Origin of the sequence: Dactylosporangium cerinum, assembly GCF_042653625.1 — a bacterium.
Taxonomy (GTDB): domain Bacteria; phylum Actinomycetota; class Actinomycetes; order Mycobacteriales; family Micromonosporaceae; genus Dactylosporangium; species Dactylosporangium cerinum.
This window is the reverse complement of the sequence record NZ_JBHSIU010000019.1, coordinates 270,615-290,713: the sequence shown is the minus strand read 5'-3', so window position 1 is coordinate 290,713 and position 20,099 is coordinate 270,615. Positions and strand designations below refer to the sequence as shown.

The following is a 20,099-nucleotide window of genomic DNA, read 5'->3' as shown; positions in this document are numbered from 1 at the left end:
CCCTGCCCGCCGTCTACGGGGTGGGGCTACCTCCACCCCTGACTATGATCGGCGGACAAGGGGGTGGCTCGTGGGACCAGTGGCCGAGGCGGTCGTCGATCTCGACGCCGTGGCGCACAATACCCGGCTCCTGTCCGGTCTCGCCGCGCGTGGACAGGGGCGGGGCGCGGCGACCATGGCGGTCGTCAAGGCCGACGGGTTCGGTCACGGGGTGCTGCCGGTCGCGCGCACCGTCCTGGCCAGCGGGGCCACCTGGCTCGGCGTCACCTCGATCACCGAGGCCCGGCAGCTGCGCGACGCCGGGATCGACGCGCCGGTGCTCGCCTGGCTGTACGGCACCGACGACGACTTCGCCTGGGCGGCGCGGCACGGCGTGGACCTGTCGGTGTCCACGCCGGAGCACCTCGACGCGATGCCGCCCGGGGTCACCGTCCATCTCAAGGTCGACACGGGGCTGACCCGCAACGGGGTCGCCTGGGCCGACTGGCCGGACCTCGTCCGGCGGGCCGCGGACCTGGAGCGGCGCGGCACGCTGCGGGTCCGCGGGATCTGGTCGCACCTCGCGTCCGCGGACGACCCCGGCAACCCGGCCGTCGCCCGGCAGCTGGAACGCTTCGAGGAGGCCCTGGCAGTCGCCGCGAAGGCCGGGCTGGAGCCGCAGTTGCGGCACCTGGCCAACTCCGCCGGGATCGTCGACGTGCCGGCGGCCCACTACGACCTGGTCCGGGCCGGGCTGGCGCTCTACGGGGTCGAGCCGATCGACGGCGTCGTCGCCGGGCTGCGCCGGGCGATGACCCTGCGCGCCAGGGCCGTCAACGTCAAACGCGTCCCGCCGGGCACCGGGGTGTCGTACCTCCATCAGTACGTGACGGACCGTGACACGACCGTGGTCCTGGTCCCGGCCGGATACGCCGACGGGGTGCCCCGCCTGCTCAGCAACCGTGGTGCGGTCGCGATCGGCGGGGTGCGCTGCCCGATCGCCGGGCGGGTCGCCATGGACCAGTTCGTGGTCGACGCCGGTGATCTTCCGGTGGCACTCGGTGACGAGGTCGTGCTGTTCGGACCGGGAGACGGCGCCGAGCCGACCGTGGAAGAGTGGGCGGCCTGGGCACAGACCAACCCGCATGAGATCTTGACGGGCATCGGCGCCCGGGTGCCGCGAACGTATGTGAGCAGTGGGGAGTTACCGCATGGCTGAACGTCGCATCCGCGTCGCCGTCGTCTTCGGGGGGCGCAGCGGCGAGCACGAGGTCTCGTGCAAGTCGGCGCTGAGCATCGTGCGGTTCCTCGACCGTGGCCGTTACGAGGTCGTGCCGGTGCGCATCACGCCCAGTGGCACCTGGGTCTTCGGCCGCGACGCCGACTCGCCCGAGGCCCTCGACCTGGAAGGCCTCCTGGCGCTGACCAAGGAGACCGACGCGCCCGCCCTCACCAGCCTGGCCGACGCGATCGGCGCCATGCGCGAGTGCGACGTGGTGTTCCCCGCCATCCACGGCCCCTACGGCGAGGACGGCACGATCCAGTCGGTCCTGGAGATGGTCCGCCTGCCCTACGTCGGCAGCGGCGTGTTCGCCAGCGCCGCCGGCATGGACAAGGAGTTCACCAAGCGGATCCTCGTCGCCGACGGGCTGCCCGTCGCCGACGGCGTGGTCCTGCGCGGCGGCGCCGGCACCGTGTCGCCGCAGGAGCGGGAGCGGCTCGGCCTGCCCGTGTTCGTGAAGCCGTCCCGGGCCGGGTCCAGCCTCGGCGTGTCCAAGGTCGACGACTGGGCCGAGCTCGACGACGCCCTCGCCGAGGCCCGCGCCAGCGACGCGAAGGTCCTGGTCGAGGAGATGGTGCACGGGCGCGAGGTCGACCTCGGCGTCCTGGAGCACCCCGACGGTTCGCTGCAGGTCGGCCCGCCCCTGGAGATCAGCTTCCCGGACAAGCACGAGTTCTTCGACTACGAGGCGAAGTACCTCGACCCCACGACGATCTTCGACATCCCGGCGAAGCTGGAGCCGGCGATCATCGAGCAGCTGCAGGACCTGGCGGTGCGCACGTTCCGCGCCCTGGAGTGCCGGGGACTGCTGCGGGTCGACTTCTTCCTGCGCTTCGGCACCGAGCCGGTCATCAACGAGGTCAACACGTTCCCCGGCTTCACCGCCGTCTCCCAGTACCCGCAGATGTTCCGGGTGGCCGGGCTGGACTACCCGGCCCTCCTCGACGTCCTGATCGCGACCGCCCTGGCGCGTGGCGTCGGTGCTCAGGCCCGCACGAACCGGGCCGCGTCGGCGATCACGTAACCGTCGGTCTGCTCGGTGCGGATCAGCACACTGCCGGCGCTGCCGGCGGTGAACTGGAACGTGCCCAGCGCCACCCACTGCCCGCCGGAGGTGCGCTGGTCCACGCCGAACGTGCTCAGCCCGCCCGCGTGCACGACGTCGACCGGCACGTTGCTGGCCCGGTTGGCGTGCGCGGTCCACCGCAGCTGCACCGTCCACGCGCCCGCCGCCGGCAGCGCGGGGGTGAACCGCAGCCGGTTGACGCCCTTGGCGGTGTTGTTGTCGTGCTCGTAGTCGCTGCCGTAGTACCCGCCGATCGAGATGCTGGACAACCACGTCCCGGCCCGCGTGACCCCGCTGGCGCTGCGGCTGTCGACTACAATTTCCGAATTGCCCGAAATGTCAATTCGCTGGCCGAGGGCGCGCAGCTGGCTCTGCAGCGTCGCGACGCTGACCTGCTGCACGGGGACGTTCGACCCGGCGGTCAGGGCCAGCCGTGCCGCGACCGCCGCCGACTGGCCCAGCACCATGAACACCGGCTCCATCCGGATCGACCCGTACGCGATGTGGCTCGCCGACAGGCACACCGGCACCAGCAGGTTCGCGCACTGCGCCTCGACCGGCACGATCGAGCGGTAGCTGATCTGGTACGGCCCGGGCACGCCCACCTGCACGTCGCCCTCGTTCTTCGCGACGGCTGTCGTGCCACTGCCCACCACCAGGCGCTGGCAGTTGTGCGAGTCCATGGTGTAGCTGGCCAGGCCGACGGAGTCCGCGACCGGGGCGGCGCCGCGGCAGTTGTGCTCGGTCATCACGTAGGCCGACACCATCCGTCGCGCCTCCCGCACGTACAGCTGCGGCGGCCAGTGACCGGTCCCGCCGAACTCGTCCGCGGCCAGGCCCCAGGCGGCGGTGGCCGACCGGATCGCCGCCGGCACCCGGGTGTCGTTGCTGAGGAACCACATCAGGCCCTGCTGATACGTGCGGTGCTCGGCGACGATCGTGTCCCGCGCGGCGAACGACGCGGTCGGGTAGGCGGTGTTCATGCCGATGTCGTCGGTGGAGAACGCGCCGTCGTTGTTCGAGTCCGTCTTGCCGCCGCCGACGCTGACGGCGTTGAAGAACGGCCCGGTGTAGCCGGCCTCGATGTAGCGCAGCAGCAGCGCGTACCGGCCCGCGTCGTAGCCGTCCGGGCGGGGGAACGGCACCCGGTCCGCCGCCTTGGTCAGGCACATGCGGAAGTTGTACGCCTGGATCCTGCCGTCTGCGGTGCCGTTCGGCGCCAGGGTGGCCGCCGAGACGCCGGGCAGCAGCCCGCTGGCCGGGTTCCCGGGCGTCACGTACGGGTCGACCGCCTTCGTGAACTGGTGCTTGTCGCGCAGCTGGACGCCGTTGATGCTCTCGCCGTACTGGGCGTTGCCCTCGCGTCCCACGGTGCTCGCCACCCCGGCCTTCGCGAGGAGGTCACCCTCGTAGCTGGCGTCGACGTACATCAGCCCGCGGTAGACCTGACCGTCCTGCGTGGACAGTTCCACGATCCGGTTGCCGGCCCTGGTGACCGTCGCCAGGGGCCGTCCCACGTGGACGGTCACCCCCGCCTCGGTGAGCAGGTCGGTGAACACGGCCGCGGCGACGTGCGGCTCGAACGTGAACCGGGCCGGTGACGTCGCGGTGACCGGGGTGCCGTTGTACCTGCCGTAGACGCGCCGGTAGAACTCGTGCGAGAGGCCGCCGATCGCGGCCGTGTTGCCGGTGTCGGTGGCGCCGAGCCCGGCGGTGGTCATCCCGCCGACGTGGGTGCCGGCCTCCACCACGACCGCGGTGCCACCGGACCGGCGGAACTGGACGGCGGCGGCGAGCCCGCCCGGCGTCGCCCCGTAGACGACCAGGTCGGCGGTGATCACCGGGCCGGCCGCGGTTGCTCTCGTGGGGGACAGGATGGTCGCGCCGGTGCCGAGGAGGGTTGCCTGGATCATGGTGCGGCGGGTGTACGGCATGCTGCTGGGCTCCCTTGCCTGCTGCGTTTGCGCTGGGCTTCCTGCATGGCGGGGCCGCCGCGCCCCTGAGATTGAAGGGAGTCTAAACGTTAGGCTGGCGGGCGTGAAGCTGCTGCATTCCGGCAAGGTCCGCGACGTGTATCTCGACGGCGAAGACCTGATCCTGGTCGCGTCCGACCGGATCTCGATCTACGACGTGGTGCTGCCCACCCCGATCCCGGACAAGGGCGAGGTGCTCACCCGGCTGTCGCTGTGGTGGTTCGAGCAGCTCACCGACATCGTGCCCAACCACGTGCTGTCCGCGACCGACGTGCCCGCCGAGTTCGCCGGCCGGGCCATCCGCTGCCGCCGGCTCGACGTGGTCCAGGTGGAGTGCATCGCCCGCGGGTACCTCACCGGGCTGGGCCTGAAGGAGTATCAGCGCGACGGCGCCGTCAGCGGCGTCACCCTCCCGCCGGGCCTGGTCGAGGCCGACCGCCTGGACGAGCCGATCTTCACCCCGACGACGAAGGAGGCCGTCGGCGTGCACGACGAGTTCATCACCTTCGCCGACGTGCAGGAGCAGGTCGGCGCGGACCTCGCCGAGGAGCTGCGGGACCTGACGCTGCGGATCTACGCGCGCGGCCGGGACGTCGCCGCGGAGCGCGGCATCATCGTCGCGGACACCAAGCTCGAGTTCGGCCGCACCCCGGACGGCACCCTGATCCTCGCCGACGAGGTGCTCACCCCGGACTCGTCCCGCTTCTGGCCCCTGGACCAGTGGACGCCGGGCCGCGTCCAGTACTCCTTCGACAAGCAGTCAGTGCGGGACTGGTCGCTCACCGCCGGCTGGGACAAGACCGCGCCCGGGCCTGAGGTGCCCTCCGACGTGGTCGAGCGGACCCGGGCCCGCTACATCGAGGTCTACGAGCGGCTGACGGGCACTTCGTTCTGACCTACGGGTTCTCGTCGTTGCGGGTCTGCTCCGCCAGGAACCGCTCCAGCTCCGCGCCGATCTCGTCGGCCGTCGGCAACGGCGCCGGCGAGTCGGCGAGGAGGTTGTTGCCGGCCCGGCCGCGGGTGTAGGCGTCGTACTGCTCCTCCAGGGCCCGCACCAGCGCCGCCGCCTCGTCGGCCTGGGCGATCTGCACGTCGATCTCGGCCCGCACCGACTCCGCGGCGGCGTGCAGCTCCTCCGTCGGCAGCTGCAGCCCGGTCGCCTCCGACACGCAGCCCAGGAGCTTCTCCGCCGCCGACGGGAACTCCGCCTGGGCCACGTAGTGCGGCACGTGCACGGCGAAGCCGAACGCGTCGCGGTCCTGCTGGCCGATCCGGTACTCGAGCAGGTTGCCCACGCTGCCCGGCACCTGGACCCGCTGCAGCCACGGCTCGAACCCGGCGATCAGGTCGCGGCTCGTGCCGTGCGCGGTCACCCCGGTCGGGCGGGTGTGCGGCACCGCCATCGGGATCGCGGTCAGCCCGACCGTCGCGCGCACGTCGAAGCGCTCGATCAGCTCGATCACCGCCGCCGTGAACCGCTCCCACTGCAGGTCCGGCTCCGGGCCGTCCAGCAGCAGGAACTCGGTGCCGGTCGCGTCGCGCAGCACCCGAAGCAGCAGCTGCGGCTGCTCGTAGTGCTCCCAGTGGTCCTCGACGAAGAGCATCGCCGGGCGCCGGCTGCGGTAGTCGTAGAGCTGGTCCAGGTCGAACGTCGCGAGGGTGCGCGGCGAGCCGACCGTCAGCAGGTGCTCACGCGCGAGGCGGCTGGCGTTGCCGGCGTCGACGAAGCCCGTCAGCGCATGCACGAGCACCGGCCGGTCGACGGCCGGCAGGTCCTCGGTGAGCGTGTAGAGCTCGCTGGGGTTGAGCACCGGAACGGAGCCTCCTTGTTTGCGTCTGCCACCCTTCGGGGCCTGTCACCCGCAACCTCCGGGTGTGCTCGATCATTCCATCCCGGCGGACCAGGGATTCGTGAGGATCGCGTAGACCAGTTCGTCGACCGCCGTGGCCAGGGACGTGAACTCCACGCCCGCGCCCGTGTAGGGGTCGCAGACCTGCAGCATCATCTCGTGCACCCCTCCCACCAGCGCGATCGCCAGCAGCTGCGACAGCTCCGGGATGGCCGGGTCCGCGGCGCGGGCCGCGTCGACCACCTCTACCAGCGTATCGGCGAACCGCCGCTGCATCTGCTGGCGCAGCCGGTAGGCCTTCGGGCCGGCCGCCTGGATCTCCACCAGCAGCGTGCGGGTCACGGCCGGCATGCCCTCCAGCGCGGTGAGATAGGCGGTCACCCCGTGGTTGACCATCGCCTTCCAGCTCGTGCTCTTGCTGTCGGTCGCCGCGCTGCGCACGACCGCGAGCAGGTAGTCGCACCCCTGCTCGTACAGCGCCATGAGGCACGCTTCCTTGTCGGTGAAGTGCTCGTAGAACGTGCGCTTCGACACCCGCGCGTGCATGACCACGTCGGCGATCGTGGTCGCCGCGTAGCCCTTGTCGGCGATCGCCGCGGCCAGCCCACCGGTCAGCGCCTCGCGGACCTCCGCACCGGTCCTGGTGCTCGTCATGCGGTCCTCGTCATGCGGTTGCCTTGGCCTTTCGCCAGAATGTACGTGGGTGTTAGTTTGCCTGGTACTGAACGGTACCGCCGACGGGAGGCCCCGCAGTGCGGCAACAGATGCAGCAGCGCATGTCCGGCAAGGTGGTGTTCATCACCGGCGCCGCGCGGGGGATCGGGGAACACACCGCCCGCCTCGCCGCCGCCCGCGGGGCCACGGTCGTCCTCGCCGGGCTCGAACCCGAACGCCTCGCCGCCCTGGGTGCCGAGCTGGGCGCGGCCTGGTTCGCGTGTGACGTCACCGACCAGGCCAGTCTCGCCGCCGCAGTCGAGGGTGCCGTCGCCGCGCACGGCCGCATCGACGCCGTCGTCGCCAACGCGGGCGTGGCCAGCCGCGGCACCGTGGCCACCGGCGACGTGGAGGCGCTCGTGCGCACCGTCGAGGTCAACCTCATCGGCGTCATGCGCACCGCCGCCGCCGTCCTGCCGCACCTCATCGCGGCGCGTGGCTACCTGCTCATCGTCGCCTCAGCCGCGTCCTTCGCCGCGTTGCCCGGGATGGCGCCCTACTGTGCCTCGAAGGCCGGCGTCGAACACTTCGGCAACGCCCTGCGGCTCGAGGTCGCCCACCACGGCGTCCGGGTCGGCACCGCGCACCCGTCGTGGATCGACACCGACCTCGTCCGCGACGCCCAGGACGACATGCCCACCTTCCGTGAGACGCTGCGCAAGCTGCCGCCCCCGCTGGGCTCGACCACGTCCGTGGAGCGCTGCGCCGCGGCGTTCGTCACCGCCGTCGAGCGCCGCCGGCGCAAGGTCTTCGTCCCACGCAGCGTCGCCGCCGTCTACTGGCTGCGCACGTTCGTCAACAGCCGGCTGTCCGAGCGGGTCATCGAACGGCAGGCCCGCACCAGCGTCCCGGCCATGGAGGAGCAGGTCCGCTCGCTGCGCCGCGGCTTCGGCGCGCACACCGCGACCGGCCTGCCCGCCGCCGCCGAGCCGTCGGCGCCGGGCTTCATCGCCGACCGCTACACGCGCTGAGCCTCATCCGCTGCGGCTCTCGTGCACCAGGATCGCGACCTGGACGCGGTTGGCGCAGTCGAGCTTGCCGAGGATCCGTGACACGTAGGTCTTCACCGTCGCCACGCTCATCAGCAGCGCCGCGCTGATCTCCGCGTTGGAGCGGCCCTCGGCGACCGCGTCGGCGACCTTCCGCTCCGCCGGCGTGAGCGCCTCCAGGGCCTGCACGGCTCGGTCCGTCGCGGCCCGGCGCTCGGCGGTGTCGTCGCGGACCACGTGCTCGACGAGGCGGCGCACCACCGACGGCGACAGCATCTGCTCGCCGGCCGCGACCCGCCGGACCGCGTCGAGGATCGACAGCGGCGGGGTGTCCTTCAGCAGGAAGCCGTGCGCCCCGAGGCGCAACGCCCGCAGCACGTGCTCGTCGGTGTCGAACGTGGTGAGCATCACCACCGCCGCCGGCACCCCCTCCGCCCGCAAAGCCTCGAGGGCGGCGAGGCCGTCCATCCGCGGCATCCGGATGTCCATCAGCACCACGTCGGGCCTACTGGCGCGCACGACCCGGACGGCCGCCGCGCCGTCGCCGGCCTCGCCGACGAGCTCCAGGTCGGGGTCGCCGCCGAGGACCATGGCGAGGCCCGCCCGGACCAGCGCGTCGTCGTCGACGATCACGACCCGGGTCACGCCCGCCACGGCAGCCACGCCTCCAGGTGGAACCCGACCTCGTCGGGCTGCTCTGTGTGGCTTGGCTGCGCTGTGTGGCTTGGCTGCGCTGTGTGGCTTGGCTGCGCTGTGTGGCTTGGCTGCGCTGTGTGGCTCGGCTGCGCGGTGCGGCGCGGCCCGTGCCGCAGCCGGCCGCCGGCCAGGGTGACCCGCTCCGCGAGGCCGACCAGGCCCGACCGGGAGCCGGGCAGCGCGGGGCGCACCGGCTCGGCCGGCAGCGGGTTGCGCAGCCACACGTGCAGCTCGCCGCCGTCGGTCCGGTCGAGGCGGACGGCGACCTCGGCGCCCGGGGCGTGCTTGCGGGCGTTGGTCAGGCCCTCCTGCACCAGCCGGAACGCGGTCCGGTTGACCGCGGCCGGCAGCGTCTCCGGCCCGTCGTCGCCCTGGCCGTCGAGCTGGCCGGCGAGCCGGTTGTCGAGATGGACCGGGGTGCCGGCGAGGCGGACCTCCTCGATCAGCTCGTCGAGGTCGGCGAGGTCCTGCCGGGGGCGCAGCCCGTCGTCGTCGCTGGTGCGCAGGACGCCGAGAATCTCCCGCAGCTCCTCCATCGCCTGGTGCGCGCTGGCCCGGATGGTGCCCCCGGCCGCCGCGACCTGCTCGCCGGACAGGTCCCGGCGGATCTCCAGGGCGCCGGCGTGCAGGCTGATGAGGGAGATCCGGTGCGCGAGGACGTCATGCATCTCGCGGGCGATCCGCTCCCGCTCGAGACTGCGCAGCAGATCGGCGTGCTGCTCGGCCTCCGCCTCGGCGCGCACGGCCCGCTCCCGCAGCGACGCGATCAGCTCCCGCCTGGTGCGCACCGTCACCCCCCACGTGACCACGAGCGCGAGGATCATCACGGCCGCCGTGTTGATCCCGACGAAATGCAGATCGGGGTCCGGATACAGCACCGTCAGCGGGATCGGGACGACGAAGTGCGCGGCGGCGACGGCGAGCGCCACCCGCAGCGGCCGGTGCACCGCCACCGTGAACACCGCGATCGTCGTGACCCCGCCGACGAAGTCGGTCAGCGCCGCCGGGATCAGCAGCAGCAGCGCCACCTGCACCGGCCACCGCCGCCGCCACCAGATCAGCACCAGCGCCGGCAGGGACACGGCCGTCGACAGCAGCAGCCGCTCGTCGCTGATGGTCTCGTTGTCCAGGGCCAGCGTCGCGACGATCACCATCGTGAGCGCGGAGAGCACGAACACACTGACGTCGACGACGATGTTGCGGGCCCTGCTGGTTTGTGCGCTCATGACCGCACCAGGGGACGCCAGTGCTGCGTGGCGCCGTCCTCGCGGACCGTGTAGCCCAGCTTCTGCACCTCGTCGCGCAGCTCCGCGGCGTCGGTGGCGCTCTTGTTCTTCAGGGCGACCGCCCGCGCGGCGAGGACCGCGTTGACGGCGCCCGGCAGGTCCGGCAGGTCCGGGACCCAGCGGCGGAACAACCTCGCATACGGGTCGTGCTCCAGCCACGGGTAGCCGTGCGCCCGGAACGCCGCCGCCACGCGTGGACCACCGGCCCCTTCCAGCCGCTCCCGCACCACCTGCCTCGACTCCCCGTCGAGCACCACCAGGTGCCGCCCGTCGACGAACACCGCCGAGACCTCGCCCCGCGGCACGGTGCGGTCGTTGTCACCGAGCCGCAGCCGCACCTCGCCGTCGGCGACGGTCACCTGCAGCGTCTCGTGGACCGCGACGAACGCGAAGACCAGGCCGAGCAGCAACCCCGCGCCGACCAGCGCGAACCGGCCGAACCCGGCGCCGAGCGCGTCGACGAGCCGCAGCGGCCCGCCGAACGGCACCCACGGCAGGCTCAGCAGCCACCGCGCCAGCACCGGCAGCACCCACCCGACGGCGAGCCCCACCAGGGGGAAGCCGACCCAGATCAGCCACCGGTCGCCGCGTGAGAGCCCCAGCTCGTGTTCCGCCATACGACTCACGGTAGGCAGCCCGGTCGCCGCCGGACAGTCTCCGAAAGTCGTCGCGTCCACCGCCATCAGCGACTGTGCCCGCTCGGAGCGCCGCTGCCGCCCTCGCCGCTCGGGGTGATGTGCACCGACTCGACCCACGACGGCGGCAGCGGCGGGTTGGGCCCGATCAGCCCGGCGATGAGCCGGCAGGCGGTCGGCTCGTCGGGCCACGGGGTGCCGCCGTCGGTGAGGACGACCACGATCTGCGGGCGGTCCGGCGAGCGCAGCGCCGCGGCGATCCCGACCCGCATGTCGGTGCCGCCACCACCGCCGAGCTCCACCTGCTCCGCCTTCACCACCCGGGTCACGGCGTGCACGTCGGCGTCGCAGGCCACGACGGTCACCCGGTTGCCCCGGATGCCGACGGTCCGCAGCACGCCGGTCACCTCGCTCAGCGCCGCGGCCAGGTCGTCGGCGCCCATCGAGCCGGACGTGTCGACGACGATCGCGACCCGCGGCAGCGGCCGCCGCAGGCTCGGCAGCACCACTCCGCGCATCGCCCCGGTCCGCCGGCCGGGCCGCGCATACGTGTAGTCGACCGCGCCGCTGGCCCACGCGACCGCCTGGCGCAGCGCACCGGTCAGCAGCCGCCGCCAGTCCACGACGGGCTCGGCGATCTCGTCGGCCCAGCGCTGCCAGCCGGCGGGCACGGTGCCGCGGGACCGCACGTGGGCGCGGATCGCGTCGGCGGTCTGCCGGCGGATCGCGACCGCTTCCACGTCGCGGACGCCGGGCCCGGCACCGTCGCCGACCTCGCCGTCGACGGGGATGCCGTGGGCGCCGGACCCGCACTGCACCAGGTGCTCGTGGGTGTGCGGCACGCCGGCCAGATACTCCTCGAACAGCCGCCCCTCGGGCAGCCCGAACGTCGCCGGCACCACCCGCGACGCCGGCAGCGTGAGATGGTCCGCGACCAGGTCGTCGTTGATCTCGCAGTCCTGGGCGAGGTTGACCCGCAGGTGGTCGGCGCGGTCCCCGGCGGGCAGCCGGTCCGCCCGCCCGTGGTGGTCCCGCAGCAGGTGCGCCACCTCGTGCACCCACACTCCGGCGAGCTCCTCGACGCTGTGCCCGTCGACGAACTCCGGCGACACATACAGCCGCCACCGCCGGTCGACCCCCATCGTCGCCAGGTGCCGGCTCGGCACCACCGACAGCGCATACAGCGCCGTGGCCAGATACGGCCGCAGCATCGCTGCCTTGTAGCGCGCCGCGAGCAGCTTCGTGCGGTCCAGCGCCCGCGCCGCGGGCACTTCGGGCACGGCGGCTTCGGGCACGGCGGCTTCGGGCACGGCGGCTTCGGGCACAGCGGTCATCGCAGCGCGCCGGACAGGCTCAGGATGTCGATGAACGCGTCGATGGTCGCCGGCACCGGCCACGTCTTCTCCCGCATCGCGGCCAGGTCGGCGGCGGCGCGGGCGGCCACGTCGGGCACCCCCGCGTCGACGGCCTTGCTCAGCACCGTCCAGCCCGCCTCCCACCGCTCGCGGGTCGTGTTGCTCTGCACGGCCGACACGACCGCGGTCAGGAACGCCAGCTGCCGGTCGCCGCGGGTCGGCAGCTGGAACGCGTCGGGGTTGGCCAGGACCCGGTTCGGGTCCGGCAGGTCGAGCTCGTCGAGGTAGTTGACCAGCTCCAGGCCGGCCCCGTCGCCGATCGCGCCGATCAGCGCCGTGGACAGCGCGGCCCGCGACGCGTCGCTGGCCATGCCGAACGTCAGCAGCCGCAGCGCCATCTCCCAGGTGCGCGGCGACGGCCACGCCCCGCCGCGGGCCTCGGCGTCGGCCGGCAGGTGGTGGGCGAGGCCCGGCCGGGCGGTGAGGAACCCGGACAGCGTGCCGCGCGCCCGGGCGAGCGCCGAGGCCGCCCGCTTCGGGTCGACGCTCGGGATGTCGGCCGTCGGCCAGGTGCCGGCCAGGCCCCGGGCGACGACCGCGGGGTCGTGGGTCCAGTGCAGGTGGACGAACCGGTTCGCGAGCGGCGGGCTCAGGTGCCAGCCGTCGGCGGCGCTCGCCGGCGGGTTGGCGGCGGCGACGACCCGCACCGCGGGCGGCAGCTCGAGGCTGCCGACGCGCCGCTCCAGCACGACCCGCAGCAGCGCCGCCTGCACCGCCGGCGGCGCCGAGGACAGCTCGTCGAAGAAGATCAGGCCGTAGCCGCGCTTCGCGAGCCGGACCGCCCAGTCCGGCGGCGCCATCGGCACCCCCTGCGTTGCGGGGTCGTCACCGACGACGGGCAGCCCGGCGAAGTCCGACGGCTCGTGGATGCTCGCGATGACCGTCTCCATCGGCACCTCGAGCCGGTCGGACAGCTGCTGCAGCGCCGAGGACTTGCCGATGCCGGGCTCGCCCCACAGCAGGACCGGCAGGTTGGCGGAGACGGCGAGCGCGAGGGCCTCCAACTGCGTGTTGTCACGGCGCTCCACGCGGGTCGAACGGGTCGCGGCGAGCAGCTCGTCGGCCGCTGCGAGCAGGGTCAGCGCCGTGGGTTCTGCGGTCATGGGCGACACGGTAGCGGGCACGTACGACAATTCCCGACGGCATTCCCACGGTCAGGACACCAGACCCCCACGGTCTGGACTCCAGGCCCCACGGTCAGGACTCCAGCAGGAACCACAGCTCGTCGAGGCACCCGGCGGACCGGGCCAGGTCGGCCCACCCGGCGCCGCTGAACGTGACGGCGTTCACATCCGCGCCCATCGTGACGAGCGCCCGGACGGTCGTGGCCGCCCCGCCGTTGGCGACCGCGAACAGCAGCGGCGTCAGGCCCGCCCGGTCGCGGGCCTCCAGGTCCAGCCCGGCCGCCAGGAGATCCAGCAGCAGCGTCTCGACCTGCGCGCCCGCCTCCGGGCCGCCGGGCAGATACGCGAGCAGGTGCAGCATCGTGCGCCGGGCCGGGTCACGGAAGTACGGGTCACCGCCTGCCGCCAGCCACGCCGACAGGGCCGGGACGTCGCCGTGCCGCGCCAGCCGCACCACCGTGTCCCGGCGCAACCGCAGCGCCTTCGGCAACGCGGCCAGGGGATCGTGCCAGCCGAGGTCGGCCGGGTCGGCGAACTGCCAGGCGCCGTCGCGGCGGACCCGGACCGGACCCGTGCCTGGTTCCGGCGCCGGCGGCATCGTCGACAGCGCGGGGAACAGCGCCGCGCCGACGAGGGGGTGCAGCGCGGACGCCGGCAGCATCCCGAGCCGCACGAGGTCGGCGTCGACGGGCCGCTCCACCAGCGCCGCCGGCAACCGCCACGCGGCCTCGGAGTCGGCCTCACCGGCAACACCAGTGACCGTTTCATCCTTGACATGGGTGGTGTACGCCCCGTCGACGTGATCCAGCAGCACCCCCTCCGAGGGAGCACCCGCCGACCGGATCGCCGCACTGAGCCCGGTCAGGTTCAGCCGCCACACCCGTCGCGCCGCCGGAGCGCCGGGCACGCGCAGCTCGGGCCGCCGGCCGACCAGCGGCTCGAGGTCGAAGCCGGCGAGCCGCCACGCCCCGATCCAGTCCCCGGCGTCCTGCATCGTGATGACGTGCTCGGCGAGCCCCCACGCCTCCTCCGGCAGCCGCGACCCGTCGGCGTTGAGAAAGGGCCGCTCGGCCAGGGCGCCCGTTTTCCGGCTGTCCCACCGCTCCCGGCTGTGCACCAGCGATCCCCGCCACGAGTCCGGCGGCACGGCGCCGTAGCGCAGCGCCAGCCGCTCGGGCGCGCGCCGCAGCACGAACAACGCCCGCCCGCCTTCGTAGACACTGAGGACGGTGACGGGTTGCGCCGGGTCGAGGTGCCAGCGCAGCAGGTCCGGCACCAGGTGCCGCAGGTCGTCCTCGACCCGCGCCGCGACCGCGCCGCCGTCGCCGCGGGCGATCGCCGACGGGTCCAGCTCGACGTCCACGTGCGCCGCCGCGCAGGCGCCGCGCCAGTCGCCGGCGAGGCGCCGCGCCGTCGCCGCCGCGATCATCCAGGCGGGCACCCCGAGCCGCCGCGTCCACCGCGCCGCCGCGAGCTCCCGGCGCCAGCTCATGCCGCCGCCTCCGCTGCGCTCCGGCGTCGGCCTGAGACGCTGCGCTGGCCGCTCATGCGCCGAACTCCCGCAGCGCCTGGATCGCCTGTGGGGTGCCGCCCTCGGCGACGGCGTGCTGCAGCGGCGTCCGCCCGGCCCGGTCGTGGGCCCGCGGGTCGAGCCCGGCATGCCGCAGGCGGGACATGACCGGCTCCGGGTCCGGTAGCCACGCGAGCAGGTGCAGCAGGGTCCGGCCGAGGTGGTCGCGCAGGTGCGGGTCGAGCCCCGCGTCGAGCCACGCGGCGATCGCCGGGGCGTCACCGTTCACGGCGTGCAGGACGATGTCCCGGCGCCGCAGCCGCAGCGCCTTCGGGGTCCACGCGTCGGGGTCGCGCCACCCGGCCCGCGCCGCGAAGCACCCGCGCAGCGGCGCCCCGCCGAGGGCCCGCAGCGCCAGCTCCCGGCGCATCTCCTCGGCCGTGTGGTGGCCGTCGCCGAGCACGTGCCAGGCCCCCTGGCACCGGACCCGCACCGGCGACAGGTCGGGGACCGGGTCGGGCGGGCCCTCGAACAGTCCGGCCAGGCCGGGGAAGAGGGCGTCACCGACGAGCGGATGCAGCTGCTCCAGCGGCAGCAGCCCGTGGCGCACGAGGTCGAAGTCCACGACCCGGTCACCGCGGACGACCGGCAGGTCCGGCTGTGGCACCGGGGCACTGGGGTAGACCACCCGGAGGTCCGCGTCGACCGACAACTGGGCGGTGAACCCTGTGCCGCTGCCGTCGCTGAGCCCGACGCGCACCCGGTCCTGGCGTTCCGCCCCGACGCCGCTCAGGGCGGCGCGCACCTGGGCGAGGTCCGGCCGGCTGTCGCGCAGGTGCCGCTCGATCCAATGCCCCCGCTCGACCAGTGCCTGCAGCGCCCGGACGTCGAAGCCGGCCACGTTCCAGGCCCGGACCCAGTCGCCGGCGTCCTGCGCGGCGATCACCCGCTCCCGGTCGGTCCACGCCGCCTCCGGCAGCCGGTCCCCGGTCGCGGTGAAGAACGGCAGGTGCCCGTCGTATCCGCCGCACCGGGCCAGCAGCGCGCCGGCGTGCCGGCTGTCCCACCGCTCCCGGTCCCGGTCCAGGCCGTGCGGCAGGCCCAGCGGCGCGCTGCCGGAGCGTTCGGTGAACACGAGCTTGAGCCGCTGGCTGGGCGTGCCGCGGTGCCGCGGCTGGACCTTCAGCGCCATCGTCCCGTGCACGGCCAGCTGCACCGTGACCGGCAGCAGCGCCGTTGCCGGGACCGCCCGGAACAGGTGCCAGCGCAGCAGATCCGGCGCGAGGTGCCGCAGGTCGTCCTCGACCGCGGCGGCGACCGCGGCGCCGTGGTCCCGCCGGACCTGGGCGAGGTCCAGGGCGACGTCGACGCCGGCCGCGTCGCAGGCGCCACGCCAGTCACCGGCGAGCCGCCGCCGGGTGGCCTGCTCGATCATCCAGCGGGGCACCGTGAACCGCCGCACCAGGTGCCACCCGCGCAGCTCGCCGCTCACCCGGCCGGGCCCCGCCACGTCCGGCTCACTCGCCTGGTGGCTGCAGGAATTCGAGCTCCGGACGGCTGAACCGGTCCAGCGTGTCGAAGAGGGAGACGCCGTTGTCGTCGACGGTCCCGGCGTCGGCGCCCGCCTCCAGCAGCGCGAGGACGAGCTGCGCGGAGCCGGTGTCGTACACCGCCGTCTGCAGCGGGGTCATGCCGCGCCGGTCGCGGGCCTCGATGTCCAGGCCGGCGGCGATGAGCCGGTGGAACAGCGCCAGGTCGCCGGGGGCGGCCATCAGCCCGCTGATGTGGTGCAGCAGCGTCCGGCCGTGCGGGTCGCGGGCGTGCGGGTCGACGCCGGCGTCCAGGAGCTCCACGACGCCGGGCAGGTCGCCGTGCTGGGCCCGCAGCATGAGGTCGCGGCGCAGTTCACGCAGGGCGCGGGGGAGCGTCGAACCCGGTTCGCGCCAGGCCCGTTCGGCGGCGACACAGCCGTACACCTGACCGCCGAGAGCGGACAGGGCCTGTTCGCGGCGGCGTTCCTCGTCGTCGTGCGGGATGTCGAAGCGTCCGCCGGTCATCCGCACGTGATGCCACGCACCGTCCCGGCACCGCAGCCGGGCCTCCGCCGCCGGTGCCGGGACGGCCCGGGGCGCGAGCGGCTCGGCCTCGGGGAAGAACGCGGCGTGCACGAGCGGATGCAGCGACGACACCGGCAGCACGCCCGCGCGGACCAGTTCGGCGTCGATCGGCCGCTGGAAGGGCGTCAGGTCGAGGTGCCAGTCGGCGTTGCGGTCCCGGTAGCCGACCGTCGCCCAGGTGCCGGTCAGCTGTGGGCTCTCGAACCCGGTCAGCTCGACCAGGTTGGTCCAGCCGAACAGGATGCCGACCCGCGCCGACCCACGGTCCCGGGCCGCGTTGACGACGGCGACGTGGTCGGCGAGGAACCCCTGCCAGTGCTGCTTGAGGATCCGCGCGTCCCACCGGCTGGCGGGCAGCGGCGGCTCGGGGATGTCGGCGCCGGCCGCCTGCCACGCCTCGGGGCCCCGCCCGGCGTCGTGCAGGCTGAGGACCCGCTCGGTGAGCCCCCACGCCCGCTCCGGCAGCGGGTTGCCGGCCGGGTCGAAGAACGGCAGGTGGGTCCAGCCGCAGCCGGCCAGCAGCGCGCCGGACTCGCGGGCGTCCCACAGGGACCGGCGGGCCCGGTAGTCGTGCAGGGCGTGGAACGGTCGCGGGCCGTCGTCCCACTCCCAGTCGTCCCACACGGCGGGGTCGAGCGGCTCATCCGTGACGAAGAGCCGCAGCCGCTGCGAGCCGAAACCGAGACGGGTGCCGCCGACGTAGAGCGCGGGGCCCTTTTCGTCGCCTCCGGCGAGGTGCACGACCTGCCGGGCGTCGAGGTGGGTGTCGCCGCGGCCCGGCTTGCGGGGCAGGTGCCAGCGCAGCAGGTCGGGCGCGAAGTGCGCCAGGTCGTCCTCGAACGGCGTGTAGTCCCCGGGCGCGACGTCGACGTTCGCCGCGGCGCAGGCGGCCCGCCAGTCACCGGCGAGGCGCGCGGCGGTCGCGGCCCGGATCATCGACGGGGGCGTCGCCCAGCGCCGGATCCGGCCCCAGTTCCCGGCGCCCGCGCGGCTCAGTGTCGTCACCGGTACACGCTCACGATCTCGCTGCCGGATCCCGTGCCGGCGTCCGCCGGCGGGAGCAGCGCGGTGATGGCCCGTTTCACGCGGCGCGGGACGTCCGGGCCGAGCGCGAGGCGGGTCAGGTCGGTGGAGGGCAGCGCCGCGAGGAGCGCCTTGGCGCCCCGGCCGCCGACGCCGGTGTGGCGCAGGTCGAGCCGGCGCAGCCGGGTGCCGGGCAGCGCCGCGGCGAGCAGCGCGGCACCGTCGTCGCCGACCACGTTGTCGGCGGCGCCGAGCACCCGCAGCGACTGCGGCCGGCTCAGGTCGAGACTGTCCAGCATGGACAGCCGGTCGGCGATCCCGGCGACCGCGGCGGGGGAGAGGCCGTTGCCGCCGAGCCCGAGCGTGCTGCCGTCGGTGTCCAGTGCGTCTACGACAGGCGCGACGCCCGCGTCGCCGAGGCGGTTGGCGGCCAGGAACAGGCCCCGGACGCCGGCCTCCCGCAGCAGCCGCGCCAGCAGCGGACCGGCGGACGGACCGAGGCCGTTGCCGCCGAGGAAGACCCGGGTCACCGGGGTGGGCCGGGCGACGAGCGCGCCGACGAGCGTCTCCAGGCCGGCGGTCGTCAGTCCCGTGTTGACCAGGTCGACGGTGTCGATGGTGGTGTTGCGGCGCAGCGTCTCCGCGAGCGCGGCCACGCCCTCGTCGCCGAGGGGGTTGCGCTTGAGCCACAGCGCCCGCACCCGGTCGTCGGCGGCGAGCCGCTCGAACAAAGGGGCCGCGCCGGCCGCGTCGATCGCGTTGCAGCCGAGGTACAGCGTCTCCACCCGGTGCCCGTCCGGCAGCCCGGACGCGAGCGCGGCGGTGCCGGTGGCGCCGAGCCCGTTGGTGCCCAACAACAGGTGCACCGCGTGCGGCGAGCCGACGACCCGGTCCAGGACCTGGGCCACGCCGGCCGCGCCGAGCCCCTGCTTGCACAGGTCGACCCGGCCGTCGGGCTGCAGCGTGCCGAGCGGGAAGCGCTCGGTGCCGCGCACCGGCTCCGGGTCGGCGAGCCGTCGCAGCAGCGGCGACAGGTCGGCCAGGTCGGCCTGGGGCACGGCCGGCACGGCGAGCACCGGGCAGGCAATGTCGGGAACGTCGTCTACCACTGCACCACCTGGTAGTCCTTGAGGAAGACACCGGAGATCCGGTCGCCGTGCACGCCGCGGACGATCGGATCGTAGACCCGGGCGGCGCCGTCGACGACGTCGAGCGGCACCCGGAAACCGGCCTCGTGGAAGGCCTCTTTCGTGCCCTGCGGCCGCTCGTCGGTGACCCAGCCGGTGTCGACGCTGGTGACGTGGATGCCGTCGCGGGCGTAGTCCGCCGCGATGGTCCGGGTCAGCATGTTCAGGCCGGCCTTGGCCATGTTCGTGTGCGGGTGCCGGCTGGTCTTGTTGCGGCGGCTGAAGCTGCCTTCCATCGCCGAGACGTTGACGACGTAGCGGTCGGGGTGCGGCGAGGCCAGCAGCAGCGGGCGCAGCCGGGCGGTGAGCAGGAACGGCACGAACGAGTTGACGACCTGCACCTCCATCCACTCGCGGGGGCTGACCTCGTGCAGGTGCAGCACCCAGCTGTTGACGGGACGCAGGTCGAGCGGCTCGCCGGTCTCGTCGACCGCGCCGAGCGGGAAGTAGTCCACAGTGGAGCGCAGCGCGGGCACCTGCGTCGCGGGCACCACCGGCACCGGCGGCGCTTCCCCCGAGGCGGCACCCTCCAGCGCGGCGGTCTCGGCGGCCCGCAGCGAGCGGTGGTACTCGAACGGCCGGGAGATGGTCTGGGCCGCGTTGTTGACGAGGATGTCGAGGTGGCCCCAGCGGGCGGTGACCGCGTCGACGAGCCCGACGACCGCGGGCAGGTCCAGGAAGTCCACGCCGTGCACCCGGAGCCGGTCCTGCCAGTCGGCGAAGTCGGCCTCGGCGGCGAAGCGGCGCGCAGCGTCGTGCGGGAAGCGGGTGGTGACGATGACGTCAGCGCCGTCGCGGAGCAGCTTCAGCGCGGTCTGGAAGCCGATCTTGATCCGCCCGCCGGTGACGAGCGCGCGCCGTCCGCGCAGGTCGCACCGGGCCGTGCGGCGAGCCGTGTTGCCGGTCGAGCATGGCACGCACATGAGTGGATACGCCCGGTTGACCGTGCGGTAGTGCTTCTTGCAGACGTAGCAGCGCCGCGCCCGCAGCAGCGCGGCGTCGTCCTGCCCGGCGTTCTCGTCCTCGGCGGTCAGCACCCGCAGATCGTGGGTGCTGGTCTCGGCGCGCCGCGCCGCCTTCTGGTGCTTCTTGCGGCTCTTGTACGCACTGACGACCGCCTCGCGCACCGCCGGCGCCGACGGGTCGTCGTCCGCGTCGTTGAGCGCGGCGAGCACACGCAGGCACGCCGCGACGTCGGAGGGGTCCAGACGAGGCACCGGCAGAGCCTAGCCGCTGTGCGCAAGCGGTGAGTT

17 protein-coding genes are annotated in these 20,099 nt (G+C 74.0%); 4 read left to right on the top strand and 13 right to left on the bottom strand.

The genetic code is table 11. The features are described from left to right. Positions 1–70: 70 nt before the first annotated feature. Both alr and ACFPIJ_RS19090 read left to right on the top strand, forming a co-directional pair. On the top strand, positions 71–1,198 hold the full coding sequence (alr, locus tag ACFPIJ_RS19095) for an alanine racemase (protein ID WP_380116489.1): 1,128 nt from the start codon (positions 71–73) through the stop codon (positions 1,196–1,198). Next, positions 1,191–2,285: a D-alanine--D-alanine ligase family protein gene (locus tag ACFPIJ_RS19090; RefSeq protein WP_380116488.1), complete on the top strand. Its 1,095-nt coding sequence runs from the start codon at positions 1,191–1,193 to the stop codon at positions 2,283–2,285. The genes alr and ACFPIJ_RS19090 overlap by 8 nt, the downstream gene beginning before the upstream one ends. Here the strand turns inward: ACFPIJ_RS19090 and ACFPIJ_RS19085 are convergent. Continuing rightward, on the bottom strand, positions 2,246–4,261 hold the full coding sequence (locus tag ACFPIJ_RS19085; protein WP_380116487.1) for an FAD-dependent oxidoreductase: 2,016 nt from the start codon (positions 4,259–4,261) through the stop codon (positions 2,246–2,248). The two genes, ACFPIJ_RS19090 and ACFPIJ_RS19085, sit on opposite strands and share 40 nt — an antisense overlap. Between ACFPIJ_RS19085 and ACFPIJ_RS19080 the strand changes: the two genes are divergently transcribed. Further along, positions 4,203–5,195 carry a phosphoribosylaminoimidazolesuccinocarboxamide synthase gene (locus tag ACFPIJ_RS19080; protein WP_380116486.1) on the top strand — a complete coding sequence of 331 codons (993 nt, stop codon included), beginning with the start codon at positions 4,203–4,205 and terminating at the stop codon, positions 5,193–5,195. The two genes, ACFPIJ_RS19085 and ACFPIJ_RS19080, sit on opposite strands and share 59 nt — an antisense overlap. Position 5,196: 1 nt before the next feature. Here ACFPIJ_RS19080 and ACFPIJ_RS19075 read toward each other — a convergent pair whose 3' ends face one another. Further along, positions 5,197–6,111 (bottom strand): proteasome assembly chaperone family protein, encoded by a 915-nt coding sequence (locus ACFPIJ_RS19075; RefSeq protein ID WP_380116485.1) that lies wholly within the window; start codon positions 6,109–6,111, stop codon positions 5,197–5,199. Between the two features lie 72 nt (positions 6,112–6,183). Then, on the bottom strand, positions 6,184–6,804 hold the full coding sequence (locus ACFPIJ_RS19070) for a TetR/AcrR family transcriptional regulator (RefSeq protein WP_380116484.1): 621 nt from the start codon (positions 6,802–6,804) through the stop codon (positions 6,184–6,186). A 122-nt stretch (positions 6,805–6,926) separates the two neighbouring features. Between ACFPIJ_RS19070 and ACFPIJ_RS19065 the strand changes: the two genes are divergently transcribed. After that, complete coding sequence (locus ACFPIJ_RS19065) at positions 6,927–7,835, top strand: SDR family oxidoreductase (RefSeq protein ID WP_380116483.1); 909 nt, start codon at positions 6,927–6,929, stop codon at positions 7,833–7,835. 3 nt (positions 7,836–7,838) lie between these two features. Here ACFPIJ_RS19065 and ACFPIJ_RS19060 read toward each other — a convergent pair whose 3' ends face one another. The 10 genes from ACFPIJ_RS19060 to ACFPIJ_RS19015 form a co-directional block, all read right to left on the bottom strand. Beyond that, positions 7,839–8,507, bottom strand: a complete 669-nt coding sequence (locus ACFPIJ_RS19060; RefSeq protein ID WP_380116827.1) for a response regulator — start codon at positions 8,505–8,507, stop codon at positions 7,839–7,841. Beyond that, positions 8,495–9,775 carry a sensor histidine kinase gene (locus ACFPIJ_RS19055; protein WP_380116482.1) on the bottom strand — a complete coding sequence of 427 codons (1,281 nt, stop codon included), beginning with the start codon at positions 9,773–9,775 and terminating at the stop codon, positions 8,495–8,497. Before ACFPIJ_RS19055 ends, ACFPIJ_RS19060 begins: the two co-directional genes overlap by 13 nt. Further along, positions 9,772–10,452 carry a YqeB family protein gene (locus ACFPIJ_RS19050; protein ID WP_380116480.1) on the bottom strand — a complete coding sequence of 227 codons (681 nt, stop codon included), beginning with the start codon at positions 10,450–10,452 and terminating at the stop codon, positions 9,772–9,774. Before ACFPIJ_RS19050 ends, ACFPIJ_RS19055 begins: the two co-directional genes overlap by 4 nt. A gap of 65 nt (positions 10,453–10,517) precedes the next feature. Then, positions 10,518–11,795, bottom strand: a complete 1,278-nt coding sequence (locus ACFPIJ_RS19045; RefSeq protein ID WP_380116479.1) for a vWA domain-containing protein — start codon at positions 11,793–11,795, stop codon at positions 10,518–10,520. 5 nt (positions 11,796–11,800) lie between these two features. Beyond that, positions 11,801–12,988 carry an AAA family ATPase gene (locus ACFPIJ_RS19040; protein WP_380116478.1) on the bottom strand — a complete coding sequence of 396 codons (1,188 nt, stop codon included), beginning with the start codon at positions 12,986–12,988 and terminating at the stop codon, positions 11,801–11,803. 94 nt (positions 12,989–13,082) lie between these two features. Beyond that, entirely contained in the window at positions 13,083–14,501 is a 1,419-nt protein-coding gene (locus tag ACFPIJ_RS19035) for a hypothetical protein (RefSeq protein ID WP_380116477.1), read from the bottom strand. A 52-nt stretch (positions 14,502–14,553) separates the two neighbouring features. Continuing rightward, positions 14,554–16,029: a hypothetical protein gene (locus ACFPIJ_RS19030; RefSeq protein ID WP_380116476.1), complete on the bottom strand. Its 1,476-nt coding sequence runs from the start codon at positions 16,027–16,029 to the stop codon at positions 14,554–14,556. Between the two features lie 7 nt (positions 16,030–16,036). Beyond that, positions 16,037–17,641, bottom strand: a complete 1,605-nt coding sequence (locus tag ACFPIJ_RS19025; protein ID WP_380116475.1) for an ankyrin repeat domain-containing protein — start codon at positions 17,639–17,641, stop codon at positions 16,037–16,039. Further along, complete coding sequence (locus tag ACFPIJ_RS19020; RefSeq protein ID WP_380116474.1) at positions 17,638–18,768, bottom strand: leucine-rich repeat domain-containing protein; 1,131 nt, start codon at positions 18,766–18,768, stop codon at positions 17,638–17,640. The genes ACFPIJ_RS19025 and ACFPIJ_RS19020 overlap by 4 nt, the downstream gene beginning before the upstream one ends. Next, positions 18,762–20,063 (bottom strand): SDR family NAD(P)-dependent oxidoreductase, encoded by a 1,302-nt coding sequence (locus ACFPIJ_RS19015; protein WP_380116473.1) that lies wholly within the window; start codon positions 20,061–20,063, stop codon positions 18,762–18,764. The genes ACFPIJ_RS19020 and ACFPIJ_RS19015 overlap by 7 nt, the downstream gene beginning before the upstream one ends. Positions 20,064–20,099: the final 36 nt, after the last annotated feature.